Here is a 23,916-nt window from a genome sequence, read left to right as displayed (position 1 = left end):
TTCTCCGGGGTGTTGCTCGGCTCGGCGGCCGCGGCCGCCGGCTCGCCCGAGGGCGCCGCCGGCAAGGGCGCGCCCGACTTCTTCGCCGCTTCAATATGATATAGCCAGGCCAGCAGTTCCGCAATCGTGCGGTACAGCGTGGGCGGGATCTGTTGGTCCAGGTCGATCTCCATCAGCAGCGACACCAGCTCCTTCGACTCGTGGATGAACACGCCGTGCTCGTTGGCCACGTCGATGATCTGCTCGGCCATCAGGCCGCGCCCCTTGGCCACCACCTTCGGCGCCGGCGCCCCGCTCAGGTAGGCCAGCGCCACCGCCTGTTGCAGCGGGCGGCGCGGCGTGTCGTCAGCCGTCATGCTGGTCCCCGGCGCGGATGGTCAGCGAGGACAGCGGCGAACCGGCCGCCGCCATGGCGCTTTCGAGCCGCTCGGCATAGGCGCGCAGGGTGCCGGCCGACTCCTCGCTGGCGGTCTGCACCTGGATCTGGATCTGGCCGCCGACCACCGTCACGCTGGCCTCGACCTGGCCCAGCAGGGGGAAGCGGAAACGCACGCCGCTGCGCCAGACCTGCTCCGGCGCGGCGCCGTCGTCCTGGCCGCCGGACTGCTGGCCTTGTTCGCGCTGTTCGCGCTGGATGTGCCATTGCATGGGCTGGCCGGGCCAGGCATCGCCCTGCCATTGCACGCGGGCATGCTCCTGGCTGTGCAACTGCTGGTTGACCATTTGCGCCGCCGCCAAGTCGGGGCCGGCGTTGGCGGCGCGCGCGGCCGTCTCGGCGCCGCCCTGCGCCAGTCCCTGCGCCAGCCGCTGCATTTGCGGCTCGCGCATCAGCTCGGGCAGGGTGCGCTGGCCCTTGACCCATTCGGCGACGTGGGATTCATAGAACAGGCCGCTGTTGGCGATGGTCTCGCGCAGCGTCTGCGCCAGCTGCTCGGGCAGCGGCGCGCCGCTGGCCACCAGGGCGGCGCGGCCGACCAGGCCGGCCGACGCGCCGGCCACGCTGTTGGCCGTGCCCAGCACGCTGGTGAGCACGCGCGCCGTCTGGCTCAGTGTGGCCGGCTCGGTGCCGGCGTCGAGTTCGGGTAGGTCGGCCGCCGGCGTCAGCGGCGCGCGGCCCAGCAGGGTGGCGGCCAGGCTGCGGGCCGGGCGGGCGGCGGCCGGCGCGGCGGCAGCCGGCAGGCCGGCCGCCAGCAGGGTCGCGCTGGCGCTGGCGTTGGCCGTGGCCAGGGCGGCGGCCGGATTGGCGGCGGAGTTCGGTGCGGCGCCGGCGGGCGGCGGGAGCGTCGCGCCGGCCGGCGCGGCCGCCGGCGTGGCGCCGCTCGGGAGGGGCGGCGGCGTGGCGGCGCCCGGCAAGGCGGCGCCGGCGCTCGTGCCCGGCGTGGTGCCCGGCGGCGGCGCCGGGGCGCCGCCGGCCGCCGCGCCGCCCGGCAGTGCCGGCTGGCCGGCCGGATTGGCGCCGGCCGGCGGGCGCGGCGTGGCGCCGGGCGGGGTGTGGTTTTCCTGCGAGGGCAGCAGGACGCCCGGGCCGCCGGCCTCGCCGCCGGCCGGTGCCCGGCCGGGCGGCGGCTGGGCGTACACCAGCGCGGTCTGGCCGCCCTGGGCGTGTTCGCCGCCGAACTGGAACACCGGCCGCGGCTGGGCGGCCAGCAGGGTCAGCGACACCTCGGCGCCGACCTGCACGCCGGCCGGCAACTGCATGCGCGCGGCGTTGCCGGCCACCCGCACCAGGTAGCTGCCGTCCTTGTACTGCGACAGCACCTGGCCCTGCAGCGACTGGCCGACCAGGGTTTGCAGCGAGCGCTGGAACTCCTCCTGGCGGCCCTCGCCGGCCGGCACCAGCGGGGTGACGGGGGAGACCGGGCCGGCCGGCGTCACCAGCGCGTCGATGCGCGGCAGCATGGCGCCGCTTAGACGCCGCCGTAGGCGTCGACCAGGCGCCGCTCGGTGCCGGTGTTGTTGATCAGCGCGGACAACTGGGCCATCCACGGCATGGTCAGGTCGCGGATCTGGCGGTCGGCCGTCAGCATCTGGCGGATCAGTTCGATCTTGCGCTCGCGCTCGGCGCCTTGCATGGGCGCGCGCGGCTCCTGTTCGGTCAGCAGTTGCAACTGGGCCGTGCATTGCTCCTCGAGCAAGACCAGGCCGTCCCAGTCGTTGCCCCGGGCGGCGGCCAGCATTTGTTCGGTCAGTTGCGCCATGGCGCCGTACACGTTCAGCACTTGTTGGTTGTTCATCATGGGTCAGGCGCTCGCGAGAGTGGTGGGAAGGGGGTGTTTGCCGGTCGCGGCCGGGGTGTCGCCGATGGCGTTCCAGGCGTCGCGCAGTTCGGTCAGCAGGCGCCGCACCTCCTCGACGATGCCGGTGTCGTTCTTCAGGTTGGCCGTCAGCAGGCGCGCGCTCATGTACTCGTAGAGCGAGTCGAGGCCCTCGGCGATCTCGCCGCCGGCTTTTTTGTCGAGCGAGGCGCGCAGGCCGCTGTCGATGATCATGATGGCCTTCGAGATCGACTTGCCCTTGGCCTCGATGTCGTTGCCGCGCATGCTCAGCAGGGCCTGGTTGAGGGCCACCACGGCGCCGTCGAACAGCATGACGATCAGCTTGTGCGGGCTGGCGGCGACGACGCCGGTTTCCATGCCCACCTTGGCATAGGCGTTGACGCCGGTTTGTCGGGATCCGAACATTGTTGGTCTCCTGTGAAATTAGTTCTTGGCGATGGCCGCCAATTGTTGCGTCAGGTACTGCTGCGTCGTCCCCAGGCTGGCCATCGCCTTGTCCAACGCGGTGTACTGCTTGCGGTAGCGCGCCTCGACATCGATCAGGCGGGTGTTGAATTTTTCCTTCTGCTTGCTGATGTCCTGCACGCTCTTGTTCAGACCGGAGGTGCGGCTGGCGATCAAACCCTTGGCGCCGAGGAAGCTGCTGGCCATCGTGTTGAGCTGGTAGGCGTAGCCCTGCGAGAAGCCGATGCTGCCGCGCGAGCCGAGGGCCTCGCCCTTTACTTCCAGCTTCAGGCCGTCGATCGGCGCGCCGGGCTGGCCGGTCAGGGTTTGGCCGTCGCCCTTGGCCGCATAGCCGCCGATGGTGCCGGCCACATCGACGCCGTCGACCGGCGCGCCGGCACCGAACAGATCGGCGACGGCGGTGCCGGTGTCGCTGGTCAGGCTGATGTTCGATTTCGAACCGTAGCGGTTCGAGGTAATCAACAGCTTGCCGTTGTCGTCCACCTTGACCGCCACGGTGGCGCCGGCGTTGCTGAAATTGGTGGCGCCGTTGATCGCCGATTGCAGCATGGTGGCCAGCGCGGCGGGCGTGTAGTTGCCCGCCGCCAGCCGCACCGATGCGGTGTTGGTGGTGACGCTGGGCACCACGTCGTTGAGCTTGACGGTCCACACGGTGTCGGCGGCGATCACCGTGTCGGCCGGCGCCGCCGTGTCGGCAACCTGGGTGGCCTGGGTGGCCAGGGTGGTGATGTCGATGGCGTAGTTGCCGGCCTGGGTTTTGGCCGCCGAGCTGACGAAGCTGATCTGGTCGTCGCTGCTCTTGCCGACGGCGGCGAACAAGCCGGCGATGTCGCTGAAATTGTTGGCGACGGCCTTGCCCAGCTTGGCGCTGTCGAGGGTCAGGCTGCCATCCTTCTGGAACGAGATGCCGATTTGCGACAGGTTGGTCAGGTTGCCTTTCAAGCCCTGGATCGCGCCCGACATCTGGCGCCGCATTTGCGCCTGCAGGTTCTGGATGGTGCTGTCGCCCAGCAGGGGGCCGCCGGACTTGGTGTCGGCGTCGTAGCCGCTGAGCTGTTTGATCTGGTTGTTCAACTCGTTGTAGGCCTTGACGAAGCCGTTGACCGAGGTGTTGACGGTGGAGGTGTCCTTGGCCACCGTCAGGCTGGCGCTGCCGGTCTTGAGGGCGCTCAGCGTCACCCCTTCGATGGCGCCGGTGATGCTCGACGAGGAACTGGTCACGTCGATGCCGTTGACGTTGGCGCGGGTGTCCTGGGCCGCCGTCTTCTGGCTCAATTTCTGCACGCCGGCCGGATCGTAGCTGAGCAGATCTTCCAGCGCCGGGTCGGCCGCCGCGCCGCCGCTGCCGCTGACGGTGATTTTCATCGTCGAGGTGGCGCCCGTCGCGCTGGAGGTCAGCACCAGATGGAAGGGGGTGGCACTGCTGCCGGTGCTGCCATCCGAGACGATGCTGGCGGTGACGCCGAAATTGCTTTTGTTGATGGCGTCGCGGATGCCCTGCAGCGTATTGTTCTTGTTGTCGATAACGATGTTGCCGCTGCTGCGGGTGCCGTCCTGGCTGAAGGTGGCGCCGCTGTAGGCGCCGCCGATGCCGGCCGTCAGGCCGGCGGCGGCCGGATTGCTGCCGCCCACGTTGATCTGGCTGCCGTCGGTCGACTGTAGCGAGATCGAGCTGATCGCGGTGACGGTCGAGCCGTTGTTGGCGCTGCCGCTGTTGTTGATGCCGCCGCTGACGGCGCCGGTGACGTTCTCGACGACGGCGATGTTCGAGCCGTCGGCGTTGCTGAAGCGCAGCGTGCCGTCGGCGGCGAGGCCGCTGAAGGTCAGGTTGGCGTCGGCCAGGGCGCGGGTGACGGCGGTGTCGCCGGTCAGCGCGGCGTCGATGCTGGCGGCCGTGACGCCGGCGCCGCCGGCCACGCCGGCGGCCTGGGTGGCGAGCGTGATGCCGCCCACCGTCAAGGCGTAACTGCCGCCGCCGCCGGTGTCGACATTGCCGAAGCTGCTGGCGCCGGCGCCGCCGAACAGGTCGGCGCGGGTGGTGGTGGCGCTGGCCTTGGCCGACACGCCCGTGGTGGCGCTCTTGGCGTTGATGGCGTCGGCCAGCAGTTTGGCGCTGCGCGTGCTGGCGTCGGTGGCGATGGCGGTGTTGTTGATGCTCAGCGCGCCGGGCGTGATGCCGCCGCTGAGCACGCCGCTGCCGAGGGCGTTGCCGGCCAAGCCGAAGGTGCCGCCGCTGGCGGTGCCCATGGAAATGTTAATCACGTTGCTGCCGCCCAGGCCGATCGCCGCCGAGCTGGTCTTGTAGCCGCCCGAGGCCAGCGTTTGCGCCTGCGCCACCTGGCTGATGTTGACCCGGTAGGTGCCGGCCTGGGCCTTGCTGGTGGCCGCGCCGGTGAGGACGTTGACGTCGCTGGAGTTGCTGCTGAGCGATTGGAAACTCGACAGCGAGCTCAGACCCGCCAGCGAGGACTGGAAGGTGCCGACCGCGCCGGACAGGGTGCCGAAGGACGTCACCTTGGTCAGGTAGGACGCCGCCTTCTTGTCCATCGTCGCCAGCGGCGCCGACTCGACCGCCATCAACTTGGTGATGATCTCGTTGACGTTTAGATTCGATCCGATGCCGGGTGAGGATATGCCCACGATGAACTCCTGTGTAAAACAACAATATAAGACATTATCGGCAGAATCAAAGGCGACTTGAGAGGGGGAAAGCCGGGCTTGTTCATGGTTCGCCCAAAAGAACGGGCAAACGGTGCGGGAAATGCGGGTGGCAGCGGCGCCGATGCGGCGGTGGCGGGGAGGGGGGCGGCGCGGCGCGGGCGCCGTTCACACACGATGGTAGCGCTCGCCGGGGTGTCGGGCGAGGAAAAGGCGGGCGCGCGCGTGGCGCGCCGCCTCAGGCGGTTTGCTTGATCAGCAAACCCTTGGTCGAGTCGAGCGACTTGGCGATCTCCAACGCCTCGGGCGAGGGGATCTGGCGCAACACCTCCTTGGTGGTCTGGTCGATCACCTTGACGACGGTGCGCTTGCTGTCCTGGTCGATGGAGAACTCCAGGCCCTGCGACTTGGCCTGCGACGATTTGTTCAGCTGCGATACCGCTTGGGTCACCTGTTCGAGCGTGGGGGTGGGCGCCGGGCCCTTGACGGCGGCGGCCGTCTCCAGCGCGGTGGCGGGCGCGCGCCCGGCCTGCTGCAGGGCGGCCGTCTCGGCGCCGAACTGTGGCCGCTCTGCCGTCCTGGCCGGGGCGGCCGAACCGATTGAGTCGATAGTCATGATGCTTCCTTTGTGAAAAATCCCCGGCTGCGCGAGGCAGCCGGGGAACCGGTCGAATTCGATGTGTTTTTCCTAACTCACACCGGATTAGCCACGCAGCAGCGACAGCACGCCGTTCGGCAGCGAGTTGGCCTGGGCCAACATCGCGGTGCCGGCTTGTTGCAGGATCTGGCCGCGCGTCAGGTTGGCCGTTTCCGAGGCGAAGTCGGTGTCTTGAATCCGGCTACGCGAAGCGGACAAGTTCTCCGTCGTCGTGTTCAGGTTCGAGATGGTCGAGGCGAAACGGTTCTGGATCGCACCGAGGGCCGCGCGGTTGCTGTTGATCTGGTTCAGGGCCGCGTCGATGGTGCGCAGCGCCTTGTTCGAACCGTCGACGGTGCTGACGTCGAGCTTGGAGACCGATTGCAGGTCCGAACCGGTGGCGGTCGCGACGATGTCGGTGGAGCCGGACGACAGGGAGAAGCCGTTGTCGGACGAGAAGTCCAGGTGGCCGCCGACGGTTGTATAGGCGGGGGTGATCGGTGTGCCGGCGACGGGGGCGCCAATGACGGCCGATTCCGCCGCCCGGACGGCAGCCACGGAGCCGTTGGCCGGCTTGTCGGCGCCACGCATGACGGCGGTGGCGAGCGAGTCGTTGGTCGCGAAGTTGGTGTTGCCGATCTGGATGTCCGAGCCCGACGAGTTGCTCAGTTGGATCTCTTTTTGGCCGGAATCGCCGACCTTGACCGCTGCGCTGATGCCGGTGGTGCCGACCTGGGCGTTGATCGCCTGGGCCAGCGCGGACAGGTCGCCGCCCTTGATGTTGGCCGAAATCGTCACGGCGGAGGAGTTCGCGTCGTTCTCGACCGAGTTGTCGCCGCGCAACTGGAGCTGGACCGAACCGTCGGCGATGGCGATTCCGCCCAAGCCGCTCAGTGTCGCGGTGGTGGTGGCGGTGGCCGTCACGCCGGTTTTCGACGTCAGCGCGTTGACGCCGGCGGCGATTTTCTTGGCGCTCTCGCCGGCCGTCACGGCGACGTCGGTCGCAGTGCTGCTGGTGTTGGTGGTGAAGCTCAGCGTTTGGGCGGTGATCGCGTTGGCGGCGGTGCCGGTGGAGGTTGAGCTGCTCGACGCGGTGTTGCCATACAAGGCGCTCACCGAGTTGTTGCCGATGTCGGTGGCGCGGGCCGATTGGACGCCGACGTTGATGGTTTGGTTGGCGTTGGCGCCGACCTGGAACTGCGACGAGGTCAGCGAGCCGTCCAGCACGTTCTGGCCGTTGAACTGGGTGGTGTTGGCGACGCGGTCGAGTTCCTGCGACAGGGCCGAAACCTCGCCCTGGATCGACTTGCGGTCGGAATCGGAGTTGGTGCCGTTGGCCGACTGCACGGCCAGTTCGCGGATACGTTGCAGCAGGTCGCCGGCGGTGCTCAAACCACCCTCGGCCGTTTGCGCCAGCGAGATGCCGTCGTTGGCGTTGCGCGCTGCCTGGGTATTGCCGCGAATTTGCGACGTGAAGCGTTCCGAGATGGCCAGGCCGGCGGCGTCGTCTTTTGCGCTGTTGATGCGCAAACCGGACGACAGGCGTTGCAGCGACGTCGACAGGGCGGACTGGGAGCCGGTCAGGTTACGTTGCGAATTCAGCGAAGCAATATTGGTGTTGATGGTTTGTGCCATGATGTTTCTCCAGGTATTCGATTCGGGCTAGCTGCTCAGTTCACTTTGGTCTGCCCCCACATTCCGGGACATTCAAACCGCCGTTGTAATGGATAACGGTTGCCGCACGGGAAAACTTAACGGGGAAAACTTGCTAAATTTCTTTCCAAAGGGCTAAACATCAGGCAGGCATGTTCGCTTAAACGACCGCGTGCGGCCGATCTTTAGGGTGAAAATAATTATATTTTCGACCTAATTTCCTTGCGGATTGGGTGGCGCGCGCCCGGCGCGGACGAAAAAAAGGCCCGACAAGGTCGGGCCCGGGGGCAACGGCGGCGGCGCGGACGGCTAGTCGGCGACGACGACGCGGTTCTTGCCGGTCTGCTTGGCCGTGTACATGGCCTTGTCGGCCCGCTTGACCAGCTCGCCCTGGTCCTCGTTGGGGCGGCGCAGCGCCACGCCGGCCGAGAAGGTGATCAGCACCTTCTCGTTGTCGTGCAGGAAGAAGTGCTTGGTCAGCTCGCGCTGCAGCCGGGTCATGGTCTGCGAGGCCGCCTCGACGCTGGTCTCGGGCAGCAGGATGAGGAACTCCTCGCCGCCGAAGCGGGCGATCACGTCCATCGAGCGCAGCGTGTCCTTGACGATCTTCACCAGGTGTTTCAACGCCGCGTCACCGGCGATGTGGCCATAGGTGTCGTTGAGGCGCTTGAAGTCGTCCAGGTCGAGCATGGCGATGCACAGCGGCGTGCCGCGGCGGTCGGCGCGCGCCGTCTCGCGCTCGAACACGTCGTCCAGGCCGCGCCGGTTCAGGCTGCCGGTCAGCTGGTCCTCGCGCACCAGCTCGCTCATATGCTGCAGCTTGGCCTCGAGCGCGTGGATGCGCTGCTCGGCGTCCTGCACCTCCTGGCGCGCCAGCACCATCTTGTCGCGCGCGCGCAGCGCCTCTGTCTGCACGATGCGGGTCTCGCGCAGCACCTCGTCGAGGATCTGGTTGAGCTCGTTGATGTTGTCGGCCCGGCTGATCTTCTCCGAGTAGCCGCCGATCTTCTCGTGGAAGTCGCCGGTCGAGGCGGCCACCTGGCCGAGCCGGTCGATGAAGGTCATCATCATGTTCTTGACGGTCAGCTTGACGTCGCTCAGGCTGTGCTTGAGCTGGCTCTGCTTGTAGATCACGTCCTTCAGGCTGCGCGTGGCCTCCTCCAGCGCGCGCTGGTCGATCGGCCCGGCGATCAGGTTCTGCACCGCCTCGATCTGGCCGCGCAGCCAGCTGTCGTCGTCGAGCAGCTCGCTGACGTTCTCCAGCAGCAGCTTGAACAGGCGCAGCAGCAGCTCCTGCTGCTCGGCCGTGTCGCCGCTTTTCAGTTCGATCTGGTAGCACAGCTGCTTGAGGCGCAGCGCGATCTCGGCCAGCGCCTCCTCGCTGTGGGCCTGCTTGGTGGCGGCGCCGAGCGACTCAGCCTCGGCCACCAGGGCCGGCGTGCCGGTCAGCAGCGAGGCGACGGCGAAGGTCAGCGTGCGGCTGAGCAGGTCGCGCAGCACGCGGGTGTGCTCGCCGTCCGGCACCAGGCTCTCCACGCCGGGCTTCTTGGCCAGCCGCTCGACCAGCTGCGACAGCGCCTTGGCGTAGCCGTCCCAGTCGCGCGCCTTGACGGCGCGGTTGAAGCGGCGGCCGAAGTCGGTCAGGTCGCCCGGCGTCTCGCTCAGGCGGGTGGCGAACTCGGCGAGCAGGTTTTCCGGGCCGGGGTCGGCCACGCCCAGCGGCGCGGCGGCCTCGTCGGCGCTGTTGGCGATGCCGGCGATCTCGCAGTAGGCGGCGCGGTAGGCTTCCGGGGTCGGCGCGATGCGGTGGGCGGCCAGGCGGCGGAAGGCCTCGCGGGCGATATCGGCGGGGTTCTGCTCGGCCGCGGCGGCCGGGGGTGTTTTGTTCGACATGGTGCGCACAGCCTCTTTAAGGGATTACTGACTAGCTCAATGATATGCGAGCCCCCGGCCGGCCATTCGGCCAATAAGGCGGGGGAAGGCAGCTCACTTTGCGGCTTGCCAGGCCGACCACCATCTTATCATCTTACAAACACCGACCGCGCAAATCGTCCACTTACTTGTGTTTTGCTAGTATCGGCCGCGCAACGCCTACTCGATCAGCTGGTTCTTGATGGCGTAGTGGGTCAGTTCGGCGCTGTTCTTCAGCTTCATCTTGACCAGCAGGCGGGCGCGGTACTCGCTGACCGTCTTGACCGACAGCGACAATTCCTTGGCGATGTCGCCCACCGTCTTGCCGGAGGCGATCATGGTCAGGGTCTGGTACTCGCGGTCGGACAGGCAGTCGTGCGGCGGCGCCTCGTGGTCCTCGCCGACATGGTTGGCCAGCTCCTGGGCCAGCGCGGCGCTGATGTATTTGAGGCCGCCGGCCACCTGGCGGATCGCCGTCACCAGCTCCTTGGGCGCGCTCTGCTTGGTCAGGTAGCCGGCCGCGCCGGCCTTGAGCGAGCGGATCGCGTACTGGTCCTCGCGGTGCATCGACAGCATCAGCACGGCCAGCTCGGGCTTCTCCTTTTTGATCTGCTTGAGCACCTCGATGCCGCTGCGGTCGGGCATGGAGATGTCGAGCAGCATCACCTGGCACTCCGACTTGCGGAACAGCTTGATGGCGTCGAGGCCGTTCTCGGCCTCGCCGGCGACGACGATGTCGCGCGTCTCGGCCAGGATCTGCTTGAGGCCCTCGCGCACGATGGCGTGGTCGTCGGCGATGAACACCTTGATGAGGGCTTTGTCGGTCATGGTTGAATCGTCATGTGTTGGGTCGTCACTATTTCGGTGGAGCAATACTTGCTATTGTAGCCCCGGCGGCGGCGGCGATGAGCGATTCGCGCGCGCTTTCGCGTTTTATTTTAATGGCGACAACAGTGCCGCCGCCCACCGCGTGGCTCAGCGTCAATGTGCCGCCCAGCGCATTGGCCCGCTCGACCATGCCGCGGATGCCGAAGGAGTGCGGTTTGGCGCGGTCGGCCTGCCAGATGCCGCCGCCGTTGTCGCTGATCTTCAGGCTGACGTAGTGGCGCGTCTGGGCCAGCTTGACGGTGACCCGGCTGGCCTTGGCGTGCTTGGCGATGTTGGTCAGCGCCTCCTGGAAGATGCGGAACAGGGCGGTGGCCTGGTCCAGGTCGAGGTCGATCTCCTTCTGGTTGGCGCTGAAGCTGCAGTGCAGCCCGGCCTGCTTCTCGAACTCGCGGCTCTGCCAGGCCAGCGCGGCGACGATGCCCAGGTCGAGCATCGAGGGGCGCAGGTCGAGCGAGATGCGGTGCACCGCGTCGATGGTGCGGTCGACCAGGGCGTCGAGGTAGCCGGCCTTCTCCTGCAGGGCGGCGTCGTCGGCCGGCAGGCGCCGCGCCAGCATGGCCAGCGCCATCTTGATGGCGGTCAGGTTGCCGCCCAGGTCGTCGTGGATCTCGCGCGCGATGCGGGTGCGCTCCTGCTCCTTGACGCGCTCGATGTGGGCGGTCAGCTCGGCCAGCCGGGCGCGCGACTGGCGCACCTCGAGCTGCTCGAGCCGGCTCTCGGTGATGTTGGTCATGATGCCCTCCCATTGCACGCTGCCGTCGGCCAGCGCGCGCGGGGTCGAGCGCAGGTTGATCCATTTGACGTCCTTCCAGGCCTCGACCCAGATGCGGCCCTCCCAGTTCCAGCTCCACAGCGCGGCGGCCGAGGCCTGCATCGAGTCGAGGTAGGACTTGCGGTCGTCGGCCAGGATCAGCTGCAGGAAGCGGGCCGGCTCGGCGGCCAGCTCGGCGGCGGTCAGGCCGAGCAGGGCCTGGCAGCCGTCGCTCAGGTAGGGGAAGGAGACGGCGCCGGCGGCGTCGACGGCGAACTGGTAGACCAGGCCGGGGGTGTTGGAGACGATGGCGTTGAAGCGCGACTGGACCTGTTCCAGTTCGGCCGCCAGGGCGGCCGGTTCGCGGCCGGGGGGGAGGGTGCTGTGCATAAAATAGTGTGGTGGTGGGGTGTCAGGGGCCGTGGCGGGCGCGCCGGCGCGCCGCCAGGCGCAGGCGCAGGCGGCGCAGCAGGCGTTTGAGCAGGACGGCGACGGGGCGGCGCAGGGCGGCGGTGGCGCGGGCGACGCGGCGCCAGGCGGGGCTGGCGCGCAGCCGGGCGATCCAGGCGGCCTTGCGCGGCAGGAACCAGTCGAGCAGGGCGGCGAACCAGGCCAGGCGGCGCAGCGCCGGCAGGGTCAGCGTGTAGAGCCGCGCCACCGCCGCCGCGCCGACCAGCTTGGCCAGCACGATGACGGCGACGCCCCAGGCGGAGTGGCCGCGGGCGATGGCCAACAGGGCCAGCAGCTTGACCGGCAGCAGCGCCAGGGCCGGCAGCAGGAACAGCGCCATCGCCGCGCGCGGGCCGAGCGCGGCGACGCGGCGCTCCAGCGCGGCCAGCGGCGCCAGGCGGGCCAGCAGGGCGTTCAGGCGCGCGCCGGCGCGCCACAGCCAGTCCTCGCCCAGCAGGACGATGGCGGCCAGGTAGACCAGCGGGGCGGAGAGGAGGCGCCTGAGCGAATGCAATAGTGTCATCGGTGAGTGGCCGGGCGGCCGGGATGGCTCGATGATACGTGAAAAAGCCGCCCCTGCGACGCAAACAGGGCGGCGTCGGCCGGCGCCAGCCGCTACAATGGAGAGATGAACAAAGCATTCGTGAAAGAGTCCGACCAGGACGACGACGACGAGGCCGCGGCGCTGGCCCTGGCCATCCCGCCGGGCTCGAAAAACTACATCACGCCGGCCGGCTACCAGCGCATCAAGGACGAGCTGCTCGAGCTGATCGACGTGGCGCGGCCCGAGGTGGTGCGCATCGTCCACTGGGCCGCCTCCAACGGCGACCGCTCGGAGAACGGCGACTACATCTACGGCAAGCGGCGCCTGCGCGAGATCGACCGGCGCATCCGCTTCCTCACCAAGCGCATGGACCTGGCCGCCATCGTCGACCCCAGCGTGCACCACGGCAGCGACCAGGTGTTCTTCGGCGCCACCGTCACCTACAGCAACCAGGACGGCGAAACGCGCACCATCACCATCGTCGGCATCGACGAGCTCGACCCGCTGAAGGGCAAGATCAGCTGGGTGGCGCCGGTGGCGCGCGCGCTGACCAAGGCGCGCGAGGGCGACCTTGTCAGCTTCCAGGCGCCGCACGGCGTCGAGGAGATGGAGATCCTCGAAGTGAGCTACCCGGCGCCTGCCGGGGAATAGTGGCGGGGAAAACGAGGGTCAGACCCTAGGGTCTGACCCTGGCGCACTGCTGGCGGCGGGTTCCGCACGGCGAGTCTTTTCCACTTCATCCTATTCTTTGCGCCTACGCCACGACCAAGTTCGCCACGCCTTGCGACACGTCAGGGCATGGCGGCAGGTGCTAGCCATACTGGCCGTTCCGACCAGCTAGGAATGCCGCCATGCCGCGCCGCGCCCGCCTCGTGTTGCCCGATGTCCCGCTGCACATCATTCAACGAGGAAACAACCGGCAGCAATGTTTCTTTGCCGATGCGGACTACCTGGCCTACCTTGATTGGCTGGAAGAGCTGGCGGGGCGCTCCGAATGCCGGGTGCACGCCTATGTCTTGATGAGCAACCACATTCATTTGCTGTTGTCCGCGTCAAATGTTGCTGCGCCGGGCGCGCTGATGAAAATGCTTGGACAATACTTCACCCATCATGTGAATCGACGCTATCAGCGCACAGGGACGCTATGGGAGGGGAGATACAAGTCTTGCCTGGTGCAGGAAGACGGCTACTTGATGCAGTGCCAACGCTACATCGAATTAAATCCGGTGCGCGCGCACTTGGTGTCCGATCCGGCGCGCTACCGATGGTCCAGCTATCGTGGCAACGCCGAAGGGCATGGTGATCCGATTCTCACTCCGCATCCGCTCTACCTGGGCCTGGCCAGTGATGCTGGTCAGCGACGGCAAGCATATCGAGCCTTGTTTGGAAGCCCGTCCAAGCAAAAGCGGATAGACGATCTGCGCTTGGCAACGAACAGCGACTTTGCTTGGGGAGACCAGGCGTTCATGACGCGCGCCGCCGCTGTACGAAAACAGGGTCAGACCCTAGGGTCTGACCCTATGTGAGCGATCCCTCGATCCGCCAGCAGTTCGCCCTAGCTGCGCTCGCGCAGGATGCGGTTGACGCCGACCACGCGGCGCACGTTGCGCAGCAGGCCGGCCAGGTGCACCCGATCCTTCACCTGGATGGTGAAGCGCAGCTGGTGCAACACGTGTTCCTTGTCCTCGTCCATGCCGACGTAGGTGATGTTGGCGTCGGACTCGCCGATCTCGGCGGCGACGCGGGCCAGGATGCCCTTCTCGTTGTTGATCAACAGCTTGATGCGGCTGTCGAAGCGGCGGTTCAGCTCGGTGCCCCACTTGACGGCGATCCAGCGGTCCGGCTCCTTGGCCTTCTGCCGCTTGGCCAGGGTGCAGTCGGTGGTGTGCACCTGCAGGCCCTGGTCGCGGCGCAGCTGGCCGATGATCTGGTCGCCGGGGATCGGCAGGCAGCACTGCGCCAGCTGCACCGAGACGCCCTCGCTGCCGCAGATGGTCACCGGGTCGAGCTCGGCGGCGCTGTTGTGGTCGATCGGCGCGCTGGCCGACTCGCCGCCGATCAGGCCGAAGATGTGGCGCGCCACCAGCGCCGCCATGCGCTTGCCGATGCCGATGTCGGCGAACAGCTCGTCGAGCGACTTGGCGCTCGACTCGTTGAGCAGGCGCTCGATCAGCTGCTCCTCCATCACCGGGTTCAGCCCCAGCGTGGTCAGCGCCTGCGCCAGCAGCTGCTGGCCCAGCACGATCGACTCGGGCAGGTTGATGGTGCGCAGGTGGTGGCGGATGGCCGAGCGCGCCTTGCCGGTGCGCACGAAGGACAGCCAGGTCGGACTGGGCCGCGAGTTCGCGTCGGTGACGATCTCGACGATGTCGCCGTTGCGCAGCTCGGTGCGCAGCGAGGCCGCTTCGCCGTTGATGTTGACCGACACCGTGTGGTCGCCGATCCCGGTGTGGATCGAGTAGGCGAAGTCGACCGGGGTGGCGCCGCGCGGCAGGGCGATGATCTTCGACTTCGGCGTGAACACGTAGACCGAGTCGGGGAACAGGTCGACCTTGACGTGTTCGAGGAACTCGGCCGAGTCGCCGGTCTGCTGCTGGATGTCGAGCAGCGACTGCAGCCAGGCGTGGGTGCGCTGCTGCAGGTCGCTCAGGTTGGACTCGCCGTTCTTGTACAACCAGTGGGCCGCCACGCCGGACTCGGCGGTGCGGTGCATGTCCTGGGTGCGGATCTGGAACTCGACCGGCGTGCCGTAGGGGCCGATCAGGGTGGTGTGCAGCGACTGGTAGCCGTTCAGCTTGCGGATCGCGATGTAGTCCTTGAACTTGCCCGGCATCGGCTTGTACAGCGAGTGCAGGGTGCCCAGCGCGACGTAGCAGTTGGGGAAGCTGTCGACGACGACGCGGAAGCCGTACACGTCGAGCACCTGCGAGAACGACAGGTGCTTGCCGCGCATCTTGCGGTAGATGCCGTACAGGGTCTTCTCGCGGCCGTACACCTCGGCCTCGATGTTGGCCATCGCCAGCGTGCTCTTGACCGACTCGAGGATCTTCTTGACCACCTCGCGGCGGTTGCCGCGCGCCGCCTTGACCGCCTTGGCCAGGGTGCGGTAGCGCATCGGGTAGAGGTGCGAGAAGGACAGGTCCTGCAGCTCGCGGTAGATGTTGTTGAGGCCGAGCCGGTGGGCGATCGGCACGTACACCTCCATGGTCTCGCTGGCGATGCGCGCCTTCTTGGCCGGCGCCATCACCTCGAGGGTGCGCATGTTGTGCAGGCGGTCGGCCAGCTTGATCAGGATGACGCGCACGTCCGAGGCCATGGCCAGCAGCATCTTGCGGAAGTTCTCCGCCTGCGCCTCGATCTGGCTCTGGAACTCGATCTTCTCGAGCTTGGACAGGCCGTCGACCAGGCTGGCGACGGGGGCGCCGAAGCGCTCGATCAGCTCGTCCTTCTTGACGTCCTGGTCCTCCATCACGTCGTGCAGCAGGGCCGCCATGATGGCCTGGGCGTCGAGCTTCCAGTCGGCGCAGATCTCGGCGACGGCGATCGGGTGGGAGATGTAGGGTTCGCCCGACTTGCGCACCTGGCCCAGGTGCATCTCGTCGGAGAAGCGGTAGGCCTCCTTGACCTTTTGCAGGTCGGCCGGGCTGAGGTACTCGGCCAGCTTCTCGCGCAGATGGGTCACCGAGGCGACGCCGGCGTTCAGGGTGGGGGTCGCCAGCGGCGAGGCCGAGACGATGCCGGCGCCGGAGGCGCCGTTAGTGCCCGCGCCGGACGCGGCGGCGCCCGGCGCGTTGGCCGGGCTGTTGGCCCGCGTGGCGGGCTTGCCGCTGGAGGGAAGGTCGGCGGGATTCAGGTTCATACAGGGTGCGGTCCGTCGCAGTGTGACGCAGTGCGAATGTCAAAAATTTTACAATTGGTGCCTGAACTACCGCGCCATGCTCACTGCCGGGGAACGCAGGTTCCCAACTTACATTGGAACCTTTTTCAACATTTCAATGCCGACCTTGCCGGCGGCGATTTCGCGCAGGGCGACCACGGTCGGCTTGTCCTTGGCCTCGACCTTCGGGGTGTGGCCTTGCAGCAGTTGGCGCGCGCGGTAGGTGGCGGCCAGGGTCAGCTGGAAGCGGTTTGGAATGGTTTTCAGACAATCTTCAATAGTAATACGGGCCATCTTGATTCCTCTAGCGTGGTGTTTTTTTATTCAGCGTGGATGCCCAACTGGGCGAACAGCGAGGCGTTGCGGGCCGCTTGTTGCGCAAACCGGCAACGGGCCGCTCGGACGATCGCGCTCAGCTCCGACAGGGCGACCGAAAATTCTTCGTTGATGATAGCATACTCGAACTCCGGAGCGTGGGCGATTTCGCCGCCGGCCGCCAGCAGGCGCCGCGTGATCACGTGCGGTTCGTCGGTGGCGCGCTTGTTCAGGCGCTCCTCCAGCGCGGCGATCGAGGGCGGCAGGATGAAGATGCCGGCCGCCTGCGGGAACTGCTTTTTCACCTGGCGGGCGCCCTGCCAATCGATTTCCAGCAGGATGTCGGTGCCGGTCTTCATCTGCTGCTCGACCATGATGCGCGAGGTGCCGTAGTAGTTGCCGTGCACCTCGGCCCATTCGAGGAACTCGCCGGCGGCGGCGCGGGCGACGAAGTCCTCGGCGCTGGTGAAGTAGTACTGCTTGCCGTGGGTCTCGCCCGGACGGGGCGCGCGGGTGGTGGTCGAGATCGACAGCTTGATGGCCGGCTCCTGCGCCAGCAGCGCGTTGACCAGGGTCGACTTGCCGGCGCCGGACGGGGCCACCACCATGAACAGGCTGCCGGAGAAGGCGTTGGCTTGGGTCATGTTAATCCTTCGAAACGTGGGCGGGCAGCGCGCTATGCTCGAATAATACCGCTGTGCGTCGCCCAAAGGCGTATTTTACCAAAAGCAACGCTTTGCGGCCAAGCAAGATCGCGTCGATTCGGCGGAATTCCCGCCGCCCGGTGCTAGACTAGTCAGGTACCTAGCTGAAGGGGGATACTCATGAGAACTTGGCCTGTGCAAGACGCCGAAGCGCGTTTCGGCGAATTTCTTGACGCCTGTCTGGCGGACGGCCCGCAGATGGTGACCCGGCGTGGCGCCGAAGCGGCCGTGCTGGTGTCGGCGGACCAATGGCGGCGTTTGCAAGGTGGCGCCAAACCATCGTTGAAGGAGTTGCTTCTGTCGGATTTGGCGCGCACGGACTCGTTGGTACCACCTCGGGCAGTGGCGCGGCGTAGAGCTGTCAAGCCTGTTCGATAGTCTAGCTGCGTGTTTCTGCTCGATACCAATGTCATTTCGGAATTACGCCGGCGTCGGCCGCACGGCGCTGTCGTTGCGTGGATGGGCTCGGTGGCGGAGGGGGATTTGTACTTGTCGGCGGTGAGCTTGGGTGAGATTCAAGCCGGCATAGAGTTGACTCGTCGTCGGGATGCCGCCAAGGCTGTGGAAATTGAGCAATGGGCCGATATGATTTCGGCGGACTACAATGTGCTGCCGATGGAAGCGGAAACTTTTCGCCTCTGGGCGCGCCTCATGCACGGGCGCTCCGATACCCTGTATGAGGATGCCATGATCGCGGCGACGGCAATGCAGCATGAGCTTACTGTGGTGACGCGCAATGTCGGTGACTTCAAACACTTCGACGTTAAGCTATTGAATCCCTTCGACCAGAAACCCGGCTGACCAGTATTCTATGCAGGTGGTGCTTGACGGCGGCGAGAGTGGGCACGGCGGCTGCGCTCGACAACATGCGCTCGATAACAAGGTATGTGCACGATAACACCAGCTCCGTTATCGTGCAATTTCCCGGTTATCGTGGCGCCGGCCGGCGCGGCTTATTCCAGGTTCTGCACCTGCTCGCGCATCTGCTCGATCAGCAGCTTCAGTTCCATCGAGGCGTCGGCCAGTTCCTTGACGGAGGCCTTGGCGCCCAGCGTGTTGGCCTCGCGGTTGAGTTCCTGCATCATGAAGTCGAGGCGCTTGCCGACCTGGCCGCCCTTTTTCAGGATGTGGCGGGTCTCGTTCAAGTGGGCCGACAGGCGGCCCAGCTCCTCGGCCACGTCGATGCGGATGCCGTACAGGATCACCTCCTGGCGGATGCGCTCGAGCGCGTCCTGGCGCGACAGCGCCGAGTTCGAGCCCTGGCAGGCCAGGCCCAGCGCGTCCTGCATACGCTCGACGGCCTTCTGCTGGAAGGCCGACACCACCTGCGGGATCAGCGGCGTGATGCGCTTGACGATGACGTCCATGGCGTCGATGCGCGAGGTCAGCATGGCCTCCAGCGCCGCGCCCTCGCGCTGGCGGCTGGTGACGAAGGCGGCCACGGTGCGGGCGGTGAGGGCGGCGACGTCGGCCTGCAGCGACTCCTGGCCGATCTGCGCCTCCTCGATCACGCCGGGCCAGCGCAGCAGCTCGGCCACCGTCATCACCGGCGCGCCGGCGAAGTGCTGGCCGACCTCGAGCTGCAGGCGTTGCAACTCCGTCAACAGCGGCAGGTTCAGCGCCTGGGTGCCGGCGGTGGCGGCCTTGCGGCCGAAACTGAGGCGCAATTCGACCTTGCCACGGGTGATGGCGGCCATGACGGCGGCGCGCAAATCGGGCTCGAGCGCGCGCAAATCGTCGTTTATTCGAAACTGAAGGTCGAGAAAGCGCGAGTTCACGCTCTTGATTTCAATCGTCAGTGTCCCCGCCGCGCTTTCGCTGGTGGCAACCGCGTAGCCTGTCATGCTGGAAATGCTCAATGGATGTCCCCGATTTAATCTTTACAAAACAGTGATTTATCCACACAATCGACCTGTTGAGGCGAGGAAGACTATGGCTGCTCAAAACAACGCCCCGTTGCCCGATGGTCTGGAAATTGCTGGATACCGCATTGTAAAGAAAATTGCGTCCGGCGGGTTCAGTATTGTTTACCTGGCCTACGACGCCGACGGCAACGCGGTGGCGATCAAGGAATACCTGCCCAGCTCGCTGGCGCTGCGCCAGCCGGGCCAGCTGGTGCCGCTCATCGCCAAGCCGCACCTGCCGGTGTTCCGCATCGGCCTGAAGTGCTTCTTCGAGGAGGGCCGGGCGCTGGCGCGCATCGCCCACCCCAACGTGGTGCGCGTGCTCAACTTCTTCCGCGCCAACGAGACCGTCTACATGGTCATGGCCTACGAGTCCGGCCACTCGCTGCAGGAGCAGATCCAGCGCCAGCGCGCCAAGGGCGGCAAGCTGGGCGAGGCCTTCATCCGGCAGATTTTCGTCCAGGTGCTCAAGGGCCTGCGCGAGGTGCACGCCAACCAGTTGCTGCACCTGGACCTGAAACCGGCCAACATCTACCTGCGCAACGACGGCACGCCGATGCTGCTCGACTTCGGCGCGGCGCGCCAGACCCTCAACAACGACCTGCCCGCGCTGACGCCGATGTACACGCCCGGTTTCGCCCCGCCCGAGCTGTACGCCAGGGCCGGTGGGTTGGGGCCGTGGTCGGACGTGTACAGCATCGGCGCCTCGATGTTCGCTTGCATGGTCGGCTCGCCGCCGCAGCCGGCCGACCAGCGCCGCCTCGACGACAAGATGGAGCAGCACTTCCTCAAGCTCGACGGCGCCTACTCGGCCGAACTGGTCAAGCTGGTGCGCTGGTGCCTGCAGCTCGACCCGCTGGCGCGGCCGCAAAGCCTGTTCGCGCTGCAGAAGCTGTTGCAGCAGGCGCCGGCCGCCACGGCGGGCGCGGCCGGCGCGGCGGCGGCGGCCGGTGCGGGGCCGGCGGCGGACGCGGCGGCGCGCTTCGGCTGGCGCGGCTGGCTGCGCCGCCTCGGCCTGCTGCGCCGGGCCGGGCCGGCGCCGGCGCCGCCCAACACGCTGTAGTCCTGCCCCCCAACCGCGAAGGCCCGCCCCATGCAATTCTCCGTCTACCAGGAAAGCCAGATCGGCGGCCGCAAGGTCAACCAGGACCGCATGGGCTACAGCTACACCCGCGACGCCCTGCTGCTGGTGCTGGCCGACGGCATGGGCGGCCACCTGCTCGGCGAGGTGGCCGCCGGCCTGACCCTGCAGGCCGTCTCCGCGCTGTTCCAGCAGCAGGCCAAGCCGTACGTGAAGAAGCCGGAGCGCTTCCTCGAACAGGCGCTGCTCGAGGCGCACCAGGAGATCCACCGCTACAGCCTGGCCCACCAGTTGCCCGACACGCCGCGCACCACCGTGGTGGCCTGTCTGGTGCAGCACAACACGGCGACCTGGGCGCATTGCGGCGACTCGCGCCTGTACTGGCTGCGCGGCGGCCAGATCCTGGCGCGCACGCGCGACCACTCGCATATCGAAAACCTGATCGCCAAGGGCCTGGCGGCGCCGTCCGAGCGCGCCACCCACCCCGACCGCAACAAGCTCTACAACTGCCTGGGGGCGGCCCAGCTGCCGCGCATCGAGCTGTCGCGGCCGGCCAGCCTGCTGCCGGGCGACCTGATGTTATTGTGCTCCGACGGTTTGTGGTCTATGCTGCCGGACGACGAAATGGCACGCCGCCTGAGCGGGCAGACCGTGGTGCGCGCCGTGCCCGAGATGCTGCGGGCGGCGCTGGCCACGGCCGGCGCCGGCAGCGACAACGTCACCGCGCTGGCCATCATGTGGCAGGGCGCCCCGCTGACCAGCGGCGCGGCCAGCCTGCCGGCCGAGCACATGTCGAGCGTGATCTCCACCGAGACGCTGGCCGAGGACCAGGGCGGCACCACCATCCTCGGCGTGGCCGAGGCCGACGCCGCCGTCCCCGAGTTCGACGCCTTCAACGACGCCGAGATCGAAAAAGCCATCGCGGAGATCCGCGCGGCGATCGAAAAATCCACCAACCTACTGACACGAAAAGACAATAATGACCTTTGAATCCCGTCCCAGCGGCCGCGCCGTCGATGCCCTGCGCAGCCTGCGCCTGACCCGCCAGTACACCAAGCACGCCGAGGGCTCGGTGCTGATCGAGTGCGGCGACACCAAGGTGATCTGCACCGCCAGCATCGAGGACAAGGTGCCCGGCTTCCTGAAGGGCAAGGGGCAGGGCTGGCTGACGGCCGAGTACGGCATGCTGCCACGCTCGACCCACACCCGCATGGACCGCGAGGCGGCGCGCGGCAAGCAGTCCGGCCGCACCCAGGAGATCCAGCGCCTGATCGGCCGTTCGCTGCGCGCCGCTTTCGACCTGGAGGCCTTCGGCGAGCGCACCCTGCACCTGGACTGTGACGTCATCCAGGCCGACGGCGGCACCCGCACCGCCTCGATCACCGGCGCCATGGTCGCCGCCTACGACGCCTTTTCCCAGCTGGTGGCGCGCGGCGCCGTTCCGGCCATCCCGCTGAAGCACTTCGTCGCCGCCATCTCGGTCGGCGTCTACAAGGGCATGCCGGTGCTGGACCTGGACTACGTCGAGGACTCCGGCTGCGACACCGACATGAACGTGGTGATGACCGACGCCGGCCACTTCATCGAAGTGCAGGGCACCGCCGAGGGCGCCGCCTTCGACCGCGCCGGCATGGACCGCCTGCTCGACCTGGCGCAGGGCGGCATCGCCGACCTGATCAAGCTGCAGAAGCAGGCGCTCGGCCTGGCTTGAGGTTTTTTGGGGCGGCGGGCGTACCCCGGGCAAGGCGGGGTCAGACCCTGTACGGGGTCTGACCCCAACCCCGCGGCAGCGGCGCGACCCCGGCCTGGGGTGGCGGGGTTGGGCGCCGCCCCGGCAAAAGGTTTACAATGTCGGCACCCCAACCGCCCGCCGCGCCGTTTCACCCCGCGCGGCCCGGGCAGCCCTCTTTTTGCCGGAACACCCATGACCCAACGCCTCATCCTCGCCTCCAACAACGCGGGCAAGCTCAAGGAATTCAACGAGCTGCTGTCGACCGTCGGCTTTTCCGTCCACGCCCAGGGCGAGTACGACGTGCCCGAAGCGGACGAACCCTTCCACACCTTCGTCGAGAACGCGCTGCAGAAGGCCCGCCACGCGGCGCGCCTGACCGGCCTGCCGGCGCTGGCCGACGACTCCGGCGTCTGCGTCAACGCGCTGGGCGGCGCGCCCGGCGTGTACTCGGCGCGCTTCGCCGGCGAGCCCAAGTCGGACGCCCGCAACAACGCGAAGATGATCGCCGACCTGGCCGGCCACGCCGACAAGTCGGCCTACTACTACTGCGTGCTGGTGTTCGTGCGCCACGCCGACGACCCGCAGCCGGTTATCGCCGATGGCCGCTGGAACGGCGAGATGGTCGCCACGCCGCGCGGCGACGGGGGCTTCGGCTACGACCCGCACTTCTACATCCCGGCGCTGGGCAAGTGCGCCGCCGAACTGAGCGCCGACGAGAAGAACGCCCTGTCGCACCGTGGCCAGGCGCTGCGCGCGCTGGTCGAGAAGCTGCGATGATCCCGATTAAAGTGCTCGGCGCGCCGACCAAGACGGCGCCGGCCCGGCCGGCGGCGGACATCTCCGACGCGGCCGGCGTGGCCCTCAAGTACCTGCAGCCGGGCACGCTGAACTTGACGGCGCTGCCGCCGCTGTCGCTGTACATCCACTTCCCCTGGTGCGTGAAGAAGTGCCCGTACTGCGACTTCAACTCGCACGAGGCCAAGGGCGGCCCCTTCCCCGAAACCGAGTACCTCGACGCTGTGCGCGCCGACCTGGAGATGGCGCTGCCGCTGATCTGGGGCCGCAAGATCTACACCATCTTCATCGGCGGCGGCACGCCCAGCCTGATGTCGGCGGCCGGCCTGGACCGGCTGTTGTCGGACGTGCGCACCCTGCTGCCGCTCGACGGCGACGTCGAGATCACCATGGAGGCCAACCCCGGCACCTTCGAGGCGGAGAAGTTCAAGTCCTACCGCGCCAGCGGCGTCAACCGCCTGTCGATCGGCATCCAGAGCTTCAACGGCCGCCACCTGCAGGCGCTGGGCCGCATCCACGACGACAAGGAGGCGCGCCGCGCCGTCGAGATCGCGCAGGCCAATTTCGACAACTTCAACCTCGACCTGATGTACGCGCTGCCGTCGCAGACGCTGGCCGAGGCGCAGGCCGATTTGGAGACGGCGATGGCCTTCCAGCCGCCGCACCTGTCGCTGTACCACCTGACGATGGAGCCGAACACGGTGTTCGCCAAGTACCCGCCGGCGCTGCCCGACGACGACGCCAGCGCCGACATGCAGGACCTGATCGCGCAGATGACGGCGGCGCGCGGCTACGGCCAGTACGAGGTGTCGGCCTACGCCCAGCCGGGCCGGCGCGCGCGCCACAACCTGAACTATTGGGAGTTCGGCGACTACCTCGGTATCGGCGCCGGGGCGCACTCGAAGATCTCCTTCCCGCACCGGGTGCTGCGCCAGGCGCGCTACAAGCAGCCCAAGTCCTATATGGACGCGGTACGCGCCGGCAATCCGGTGCAGGAGGAGTACGAGATCGGCCGCGACGACATGGGCTTCGAGTTCATGCTCAACACGCTGCGCCTGCACGCCGGCTTCGACGCCAACCTGTTCGCCGAGCGCACCGGCATGGGCATCAACGCCATCGAGCAGCAGCTCAACGCCGCCGAAGCCAGGGGCCTGCTGTACCGCGACCACAAGACCATCCGGCCGACCGAGCTGGGGCAGCGCTTCCTCAACGACCTGCAGCAGATGTTCCTGGGCGGTTGAGCCGCGCAGGGCGAAGCAAAAAAAGGGCAGGCCG

The 23,916-nt window shown here is 67.5% G+C and carries 23 protein-coding genes and 1 pseudogene; 9 read left to right on the top strand and 15 right to left on the bottom strand.

Going from position 1 to position 23,916, the window contains the following annotated elements:
• Nucleotides 1-50 precede the first annotated feature (50 nt).
• From BM252_RS04925 to BM252_RS04875, 11 genes and pseudogenes are all read right to left on the bottom strand, one after another.
• Nucleotides 51-356: pseudogene (locus tag BM252_RS04925) on the bottom strand (EscU/YscU/HrcU family type III secretion system export apparatus switch protein); the annotation flags it as partial.
• Entirely contained in the window at nt 346-1,899 is a 1,554-nt protein-coding gene (gene fliK / locus BM252_RS04920) for a flagellar hook-length control protein FliK (RefSeq protein ID WP_093384464.1), read from the bottom strand. The gene fliK and the pseudogene BM252_RS04925, both read right to left, overlap by 11 nt.
• An 8-nt stretch (nt 1,900-1,907) precedes the next feature.
• Nucleotides 1,908-2,234, bottom strand: a complete 327-nt coding sequence (locus tag BM252_RS04915) for a flagellar protein FliT (RefSeq protein WP_342742458.1) — start codon at nt 2,232-2,234, stop codon at nt 1,908-1,910.
• A 6-nt stretch (nt 2,235-2,240) separates the two neighbouring features.
• Complete coding sequence (fliS, locus tag BM252_RS04910) at nt 2,241-2,681, bottom strand: flagellar export chaperone FliS (protein ID WP_093384458.1); 441 nt, start codon at nt 2,679-2,681, stop codon at nt 2,241-2,243.
• 18 nt (nt 2,682-2,699) lie between these two features.
• Nucleotides 2,700-5,381 (bottom strand): flagellar filament capping protein FliD, encoded by a 2,682-nt coding sequence (gene fliD, locus BM252_RS04905; RefSeq protein ID WP_093384455.1) that lies wholly within the window; start codon nt 5,379-5,381, stop codon nt 2,700-2,702.
• A 256-nt stretch (nt 5,382-5,637) separates the two neighbouring features.
• Nucleotides 5,638-6,015 (bottom strand): flagellar protein FlaG, encoded by a 378-nt coding sequence (locus tag BM252_RS04900; protein ID WP_093384452.1) that lies wholly within the window; start codon nt 6,013-6,015, stop codon nt 5,638-5,640.
• An 87-nt stretch (nt 6,016-6,102) separates the two neighbouring features.
• Nucleotides 6,103-7,671, bottom strand: a complete 1,569-nt coding sequence (locus BM252_RS04895) for a flagellin N-terminal helical domain-containing protein (protein ID WP_093384450.1) — start codon at nt 7,669-7,671, stop codon at nt 6,103-6,105.
• A 327-nt stretch (nt 7,672-7,998) separates the two neighbouring features.
• Nucleotides 7,999-9,582 (bottom strand): GGDEF domain-containing protein, encoded by a 1,584-nt coding sequence (locus tag BM252_RS04890; protein WP_093385134.1) that lies wholly within the window; start codon nt 9,580-9,582, stop codon nt 7,999-8,001.
• Between the two features lie 198 nt (nt 9,583-9,780).
• A complete protein-coding gene (locus BM252_RS04885; RefSeq protein WP_093384447.1) occupies nt 9,781-10,428 on the bottom strand; it encodes a response regulator in 648 nt (215 codons plus the stop codon).
• 28 nt (nt 10,429-10,456) lie between these two features.
• Nucleotides 10,457-11,629 (bottom strand): sensor histidine kinase, encoded by a 1,173-nt coding sequence (locus BM252_RS04880; RefSeq protein WP_093384444.1) that lies wholly within the window; start codon nt 11,627-11,629, stop codon nt 10,457-10,459.
• 22 nt (nt 11,630-11,651) lie between these two features.
• Entirely contained in the window at nt 11,652-12,212 is a 561-nt protein-coding gene (locus BM252_RS04875) for a hypothetical protein (RefSeq protein ID WP_093384442.1), read from the bottom strand.
• 105 nt (nt 12,213-12,317) lie between these two features.
• Here BM252_RS04875 and greB point away from each other — a divergent pair, with 105 nt between their 5' ends.
• Both greB and BM252_RS04865 read left to right on the top strand, forming a co-directional pair.
• Complete coding sequence (greB, locus tag BM252_RS04870) at nt 12,318-12,884, top strand: transcription elongation factor GreB (protein ID WP_093384439.1); 567 nt, start codon at nt 12,318-12,320, stop codon at nt 12,882-12,884.
• Between the two features lie 200 nt (nt 12,885-13,084).
• On the top strand, nt 13,085-13,759 hold the full coding sequence (locus tag BM252_RS04865) for a transposase (RefSeq protein WP_093384436.1): 675 nt from the start codon (nt 13,085-13,087) through the stop codon (nt 13,757-13,759).
• A gap of 29 nt (nt 13,760-13,788) precedes the next feature.
• On the opposite strand, the gene BM252_RS04860 is transcribed toward BM252_RS04865, so the two are convergent.
• The 3 genes from BM252_RS04860 to gmk all read right to left on the bottom strand — a co-directional run bounded on the left by BM252_RS04860 (nt 13,789) and on the right by gmk (nt 17,069).
• Nucleotides 13,789-16,092, bottom strand: coding sequence for a RelA/SpoT family protein (locus BM252_RS04860; RefSeq protein WP_174900423.1), 2,304 nt, complete (start codon nt 16,090-16,092; stop codon nt 13,789-13,791).
• 108 nt (nt 16,093-16,200) lie between these two features.
• Entirely contained in the window at nt 16,201-16,404 is a 204-nt protein-coding gene (rpoZ, locus tag BM252_RS04855; protein ID WP_091874733.1) for a DNA-directed RNA polymerase subunit omega, read from the bottom strand.
• A 26-nt stretch (nt 16,405-16,430) separates the two neighbouring features.
• Nucleotides 16,431-17,069 (bottom strand): guanylate kinase, encoded by a 639-nt coding sequence (gmk, locus tag BM252_RS04850; RefSeq protein ID WP_093384434.1) that lies wholly within the window; start codon nt 17,067-17,069, stop codon nt 16,431-16,433.
• 180 nt (nt 17,070-17,249) lie between these two features.
• On the opposite strand from gmk, the gene BM252_RS04845 reads away from it, so the two are divergent.
• Both BM252_RS04845 and BM252_RS04840 read left to right on the top strand, forming a co-directional pair.
• Entirely contained in the window at nt 17,250-17,507 is a 258-nt protein-coding gene (locus BM252_RS04845) for a type II toxin-antitoxin system Phd/YefM family antitoxin (RefSeq protein ID WP_093384431.1), read from the top strand.
• Nucleotides 17,508-17,516: 9 nt separating this feature from the next.
• A complete protein-coding gene (locus tag BM252_RS04840; protein ID WP_093384428.1) occupies nt 17,517-17,930 on the top strand; it encodes a type II toxin-antitoxin system VapC family toxin in 414 nt (137 codons plus the stop codon).
• 152 nt (nt 17,931-18,082) lie between these two features.
• Here the strand turns inward: BM252_RS04840 and BM252_RS04835 are convergent, their stop codons facing one another.
• Nucleotides 18,083-18,973 carry a YicC/YloC family endoribonuclease gene (locus BM252_RS04835; RefSeq protein ID WP_093384425.1) on the bottom strand — a complete coding sequence of 297 codons (891 nt, stop codon included), beginning with the start codon at nt 18,971-18,973 and terminating at the stop codon, nt 18,083-18,085.
• A gap of 88 nt (nt 18,974-19,061) precedes the next feature.
• On the opposite strand from BM252_RS04835, the gene BM252_RS04830 reads away from it, so the two are divergent.
• The 5 genes from BM252_RS04830 (at nt 19,062) to hemW (ending at nt 23,882) form a co-directional block, all read left to right on the top strand.
• A complete protein-coding gene (locus tag BM252_RS04830; protein ID WP_093384423.1) occupies nt 19,062-20,096 on the top strand; it encodes a serine/threonine protein kinase in 1,035 nt (344 codons plus the stop codon).
• 30 nt (nt 20,097-20,126) lie between these two features.
• On the top strand, nt 20,127-21,104 hold the full coding sequence (locus tag BM252_RS04825; RefSeq protein ID WP_093384420.1) for a PP2C family protein-serine/threonine phosphatase: 978 nt from the start codon (nt 20,127-20,129) through the stop codon (nt 21,102-21,104).
• Nucleotides 21,094-21,825 (top strand): ribonuclease PH, encoded by a 732-nt coding sequence (gene rph, locus BM252_RS04820; RefSeq protein WP_093384418.1) that lies wholly within the window; start codon nt 21,094-21,096, stop codon nt 21,823-21,825. The genes BM252_RS04825 and rph overlap by 11 nt, the downstream gene beginning before the upstream one ends.
• A 213-nt stretch (nt 21,826-22,038) precedes the next feature.
• On the top strand, nt 22,039-22,623 hold the full coding sequence (rdgB, locus tag BM252_RS04815; protein ID WP_093384415.1) for an RdgB/HAM1 family non-canonical purine NTP pyrophosphatase: 585 nt from the start codon (nt 22,039-22,041) through the stop codon (nt 22,621-22,623).
• On the top strand, nt 22,620-23,882 hold the full coding sequence (hemW, locus tag BM252_RS04810) for a radical SAM family heme chaperone HemW (RefSeq protein ID WP_093384412.1): 1,263 nt from the start codon (nt 22,620-22,622) through the stop codon (nt 23,880-23,882). The genes rdgB and hemW overlap by 4 nt, the downstream gene beginning before the upstream one ends.
• Nucleotides 23,883-23,916 lie beyond the last annotated feature (34 nt).

The sequence above is a fragment of the Rugamonas rubra genome (assembly GCF_900114705.1).
In the GTDB taxonomy this organism is placed as follows: Bacteria; Pseudomonadota; Gammaproteobacteria; order Burkholderiales; family Burkholderiaceae_D; genus Rugamonas; species Rugamonas rubra.
The sequence above is the reverse complement of the archived record's forward strand: the minus strand, read 5'-3'. Positions and strand labels throughout refer to the sequence as shown.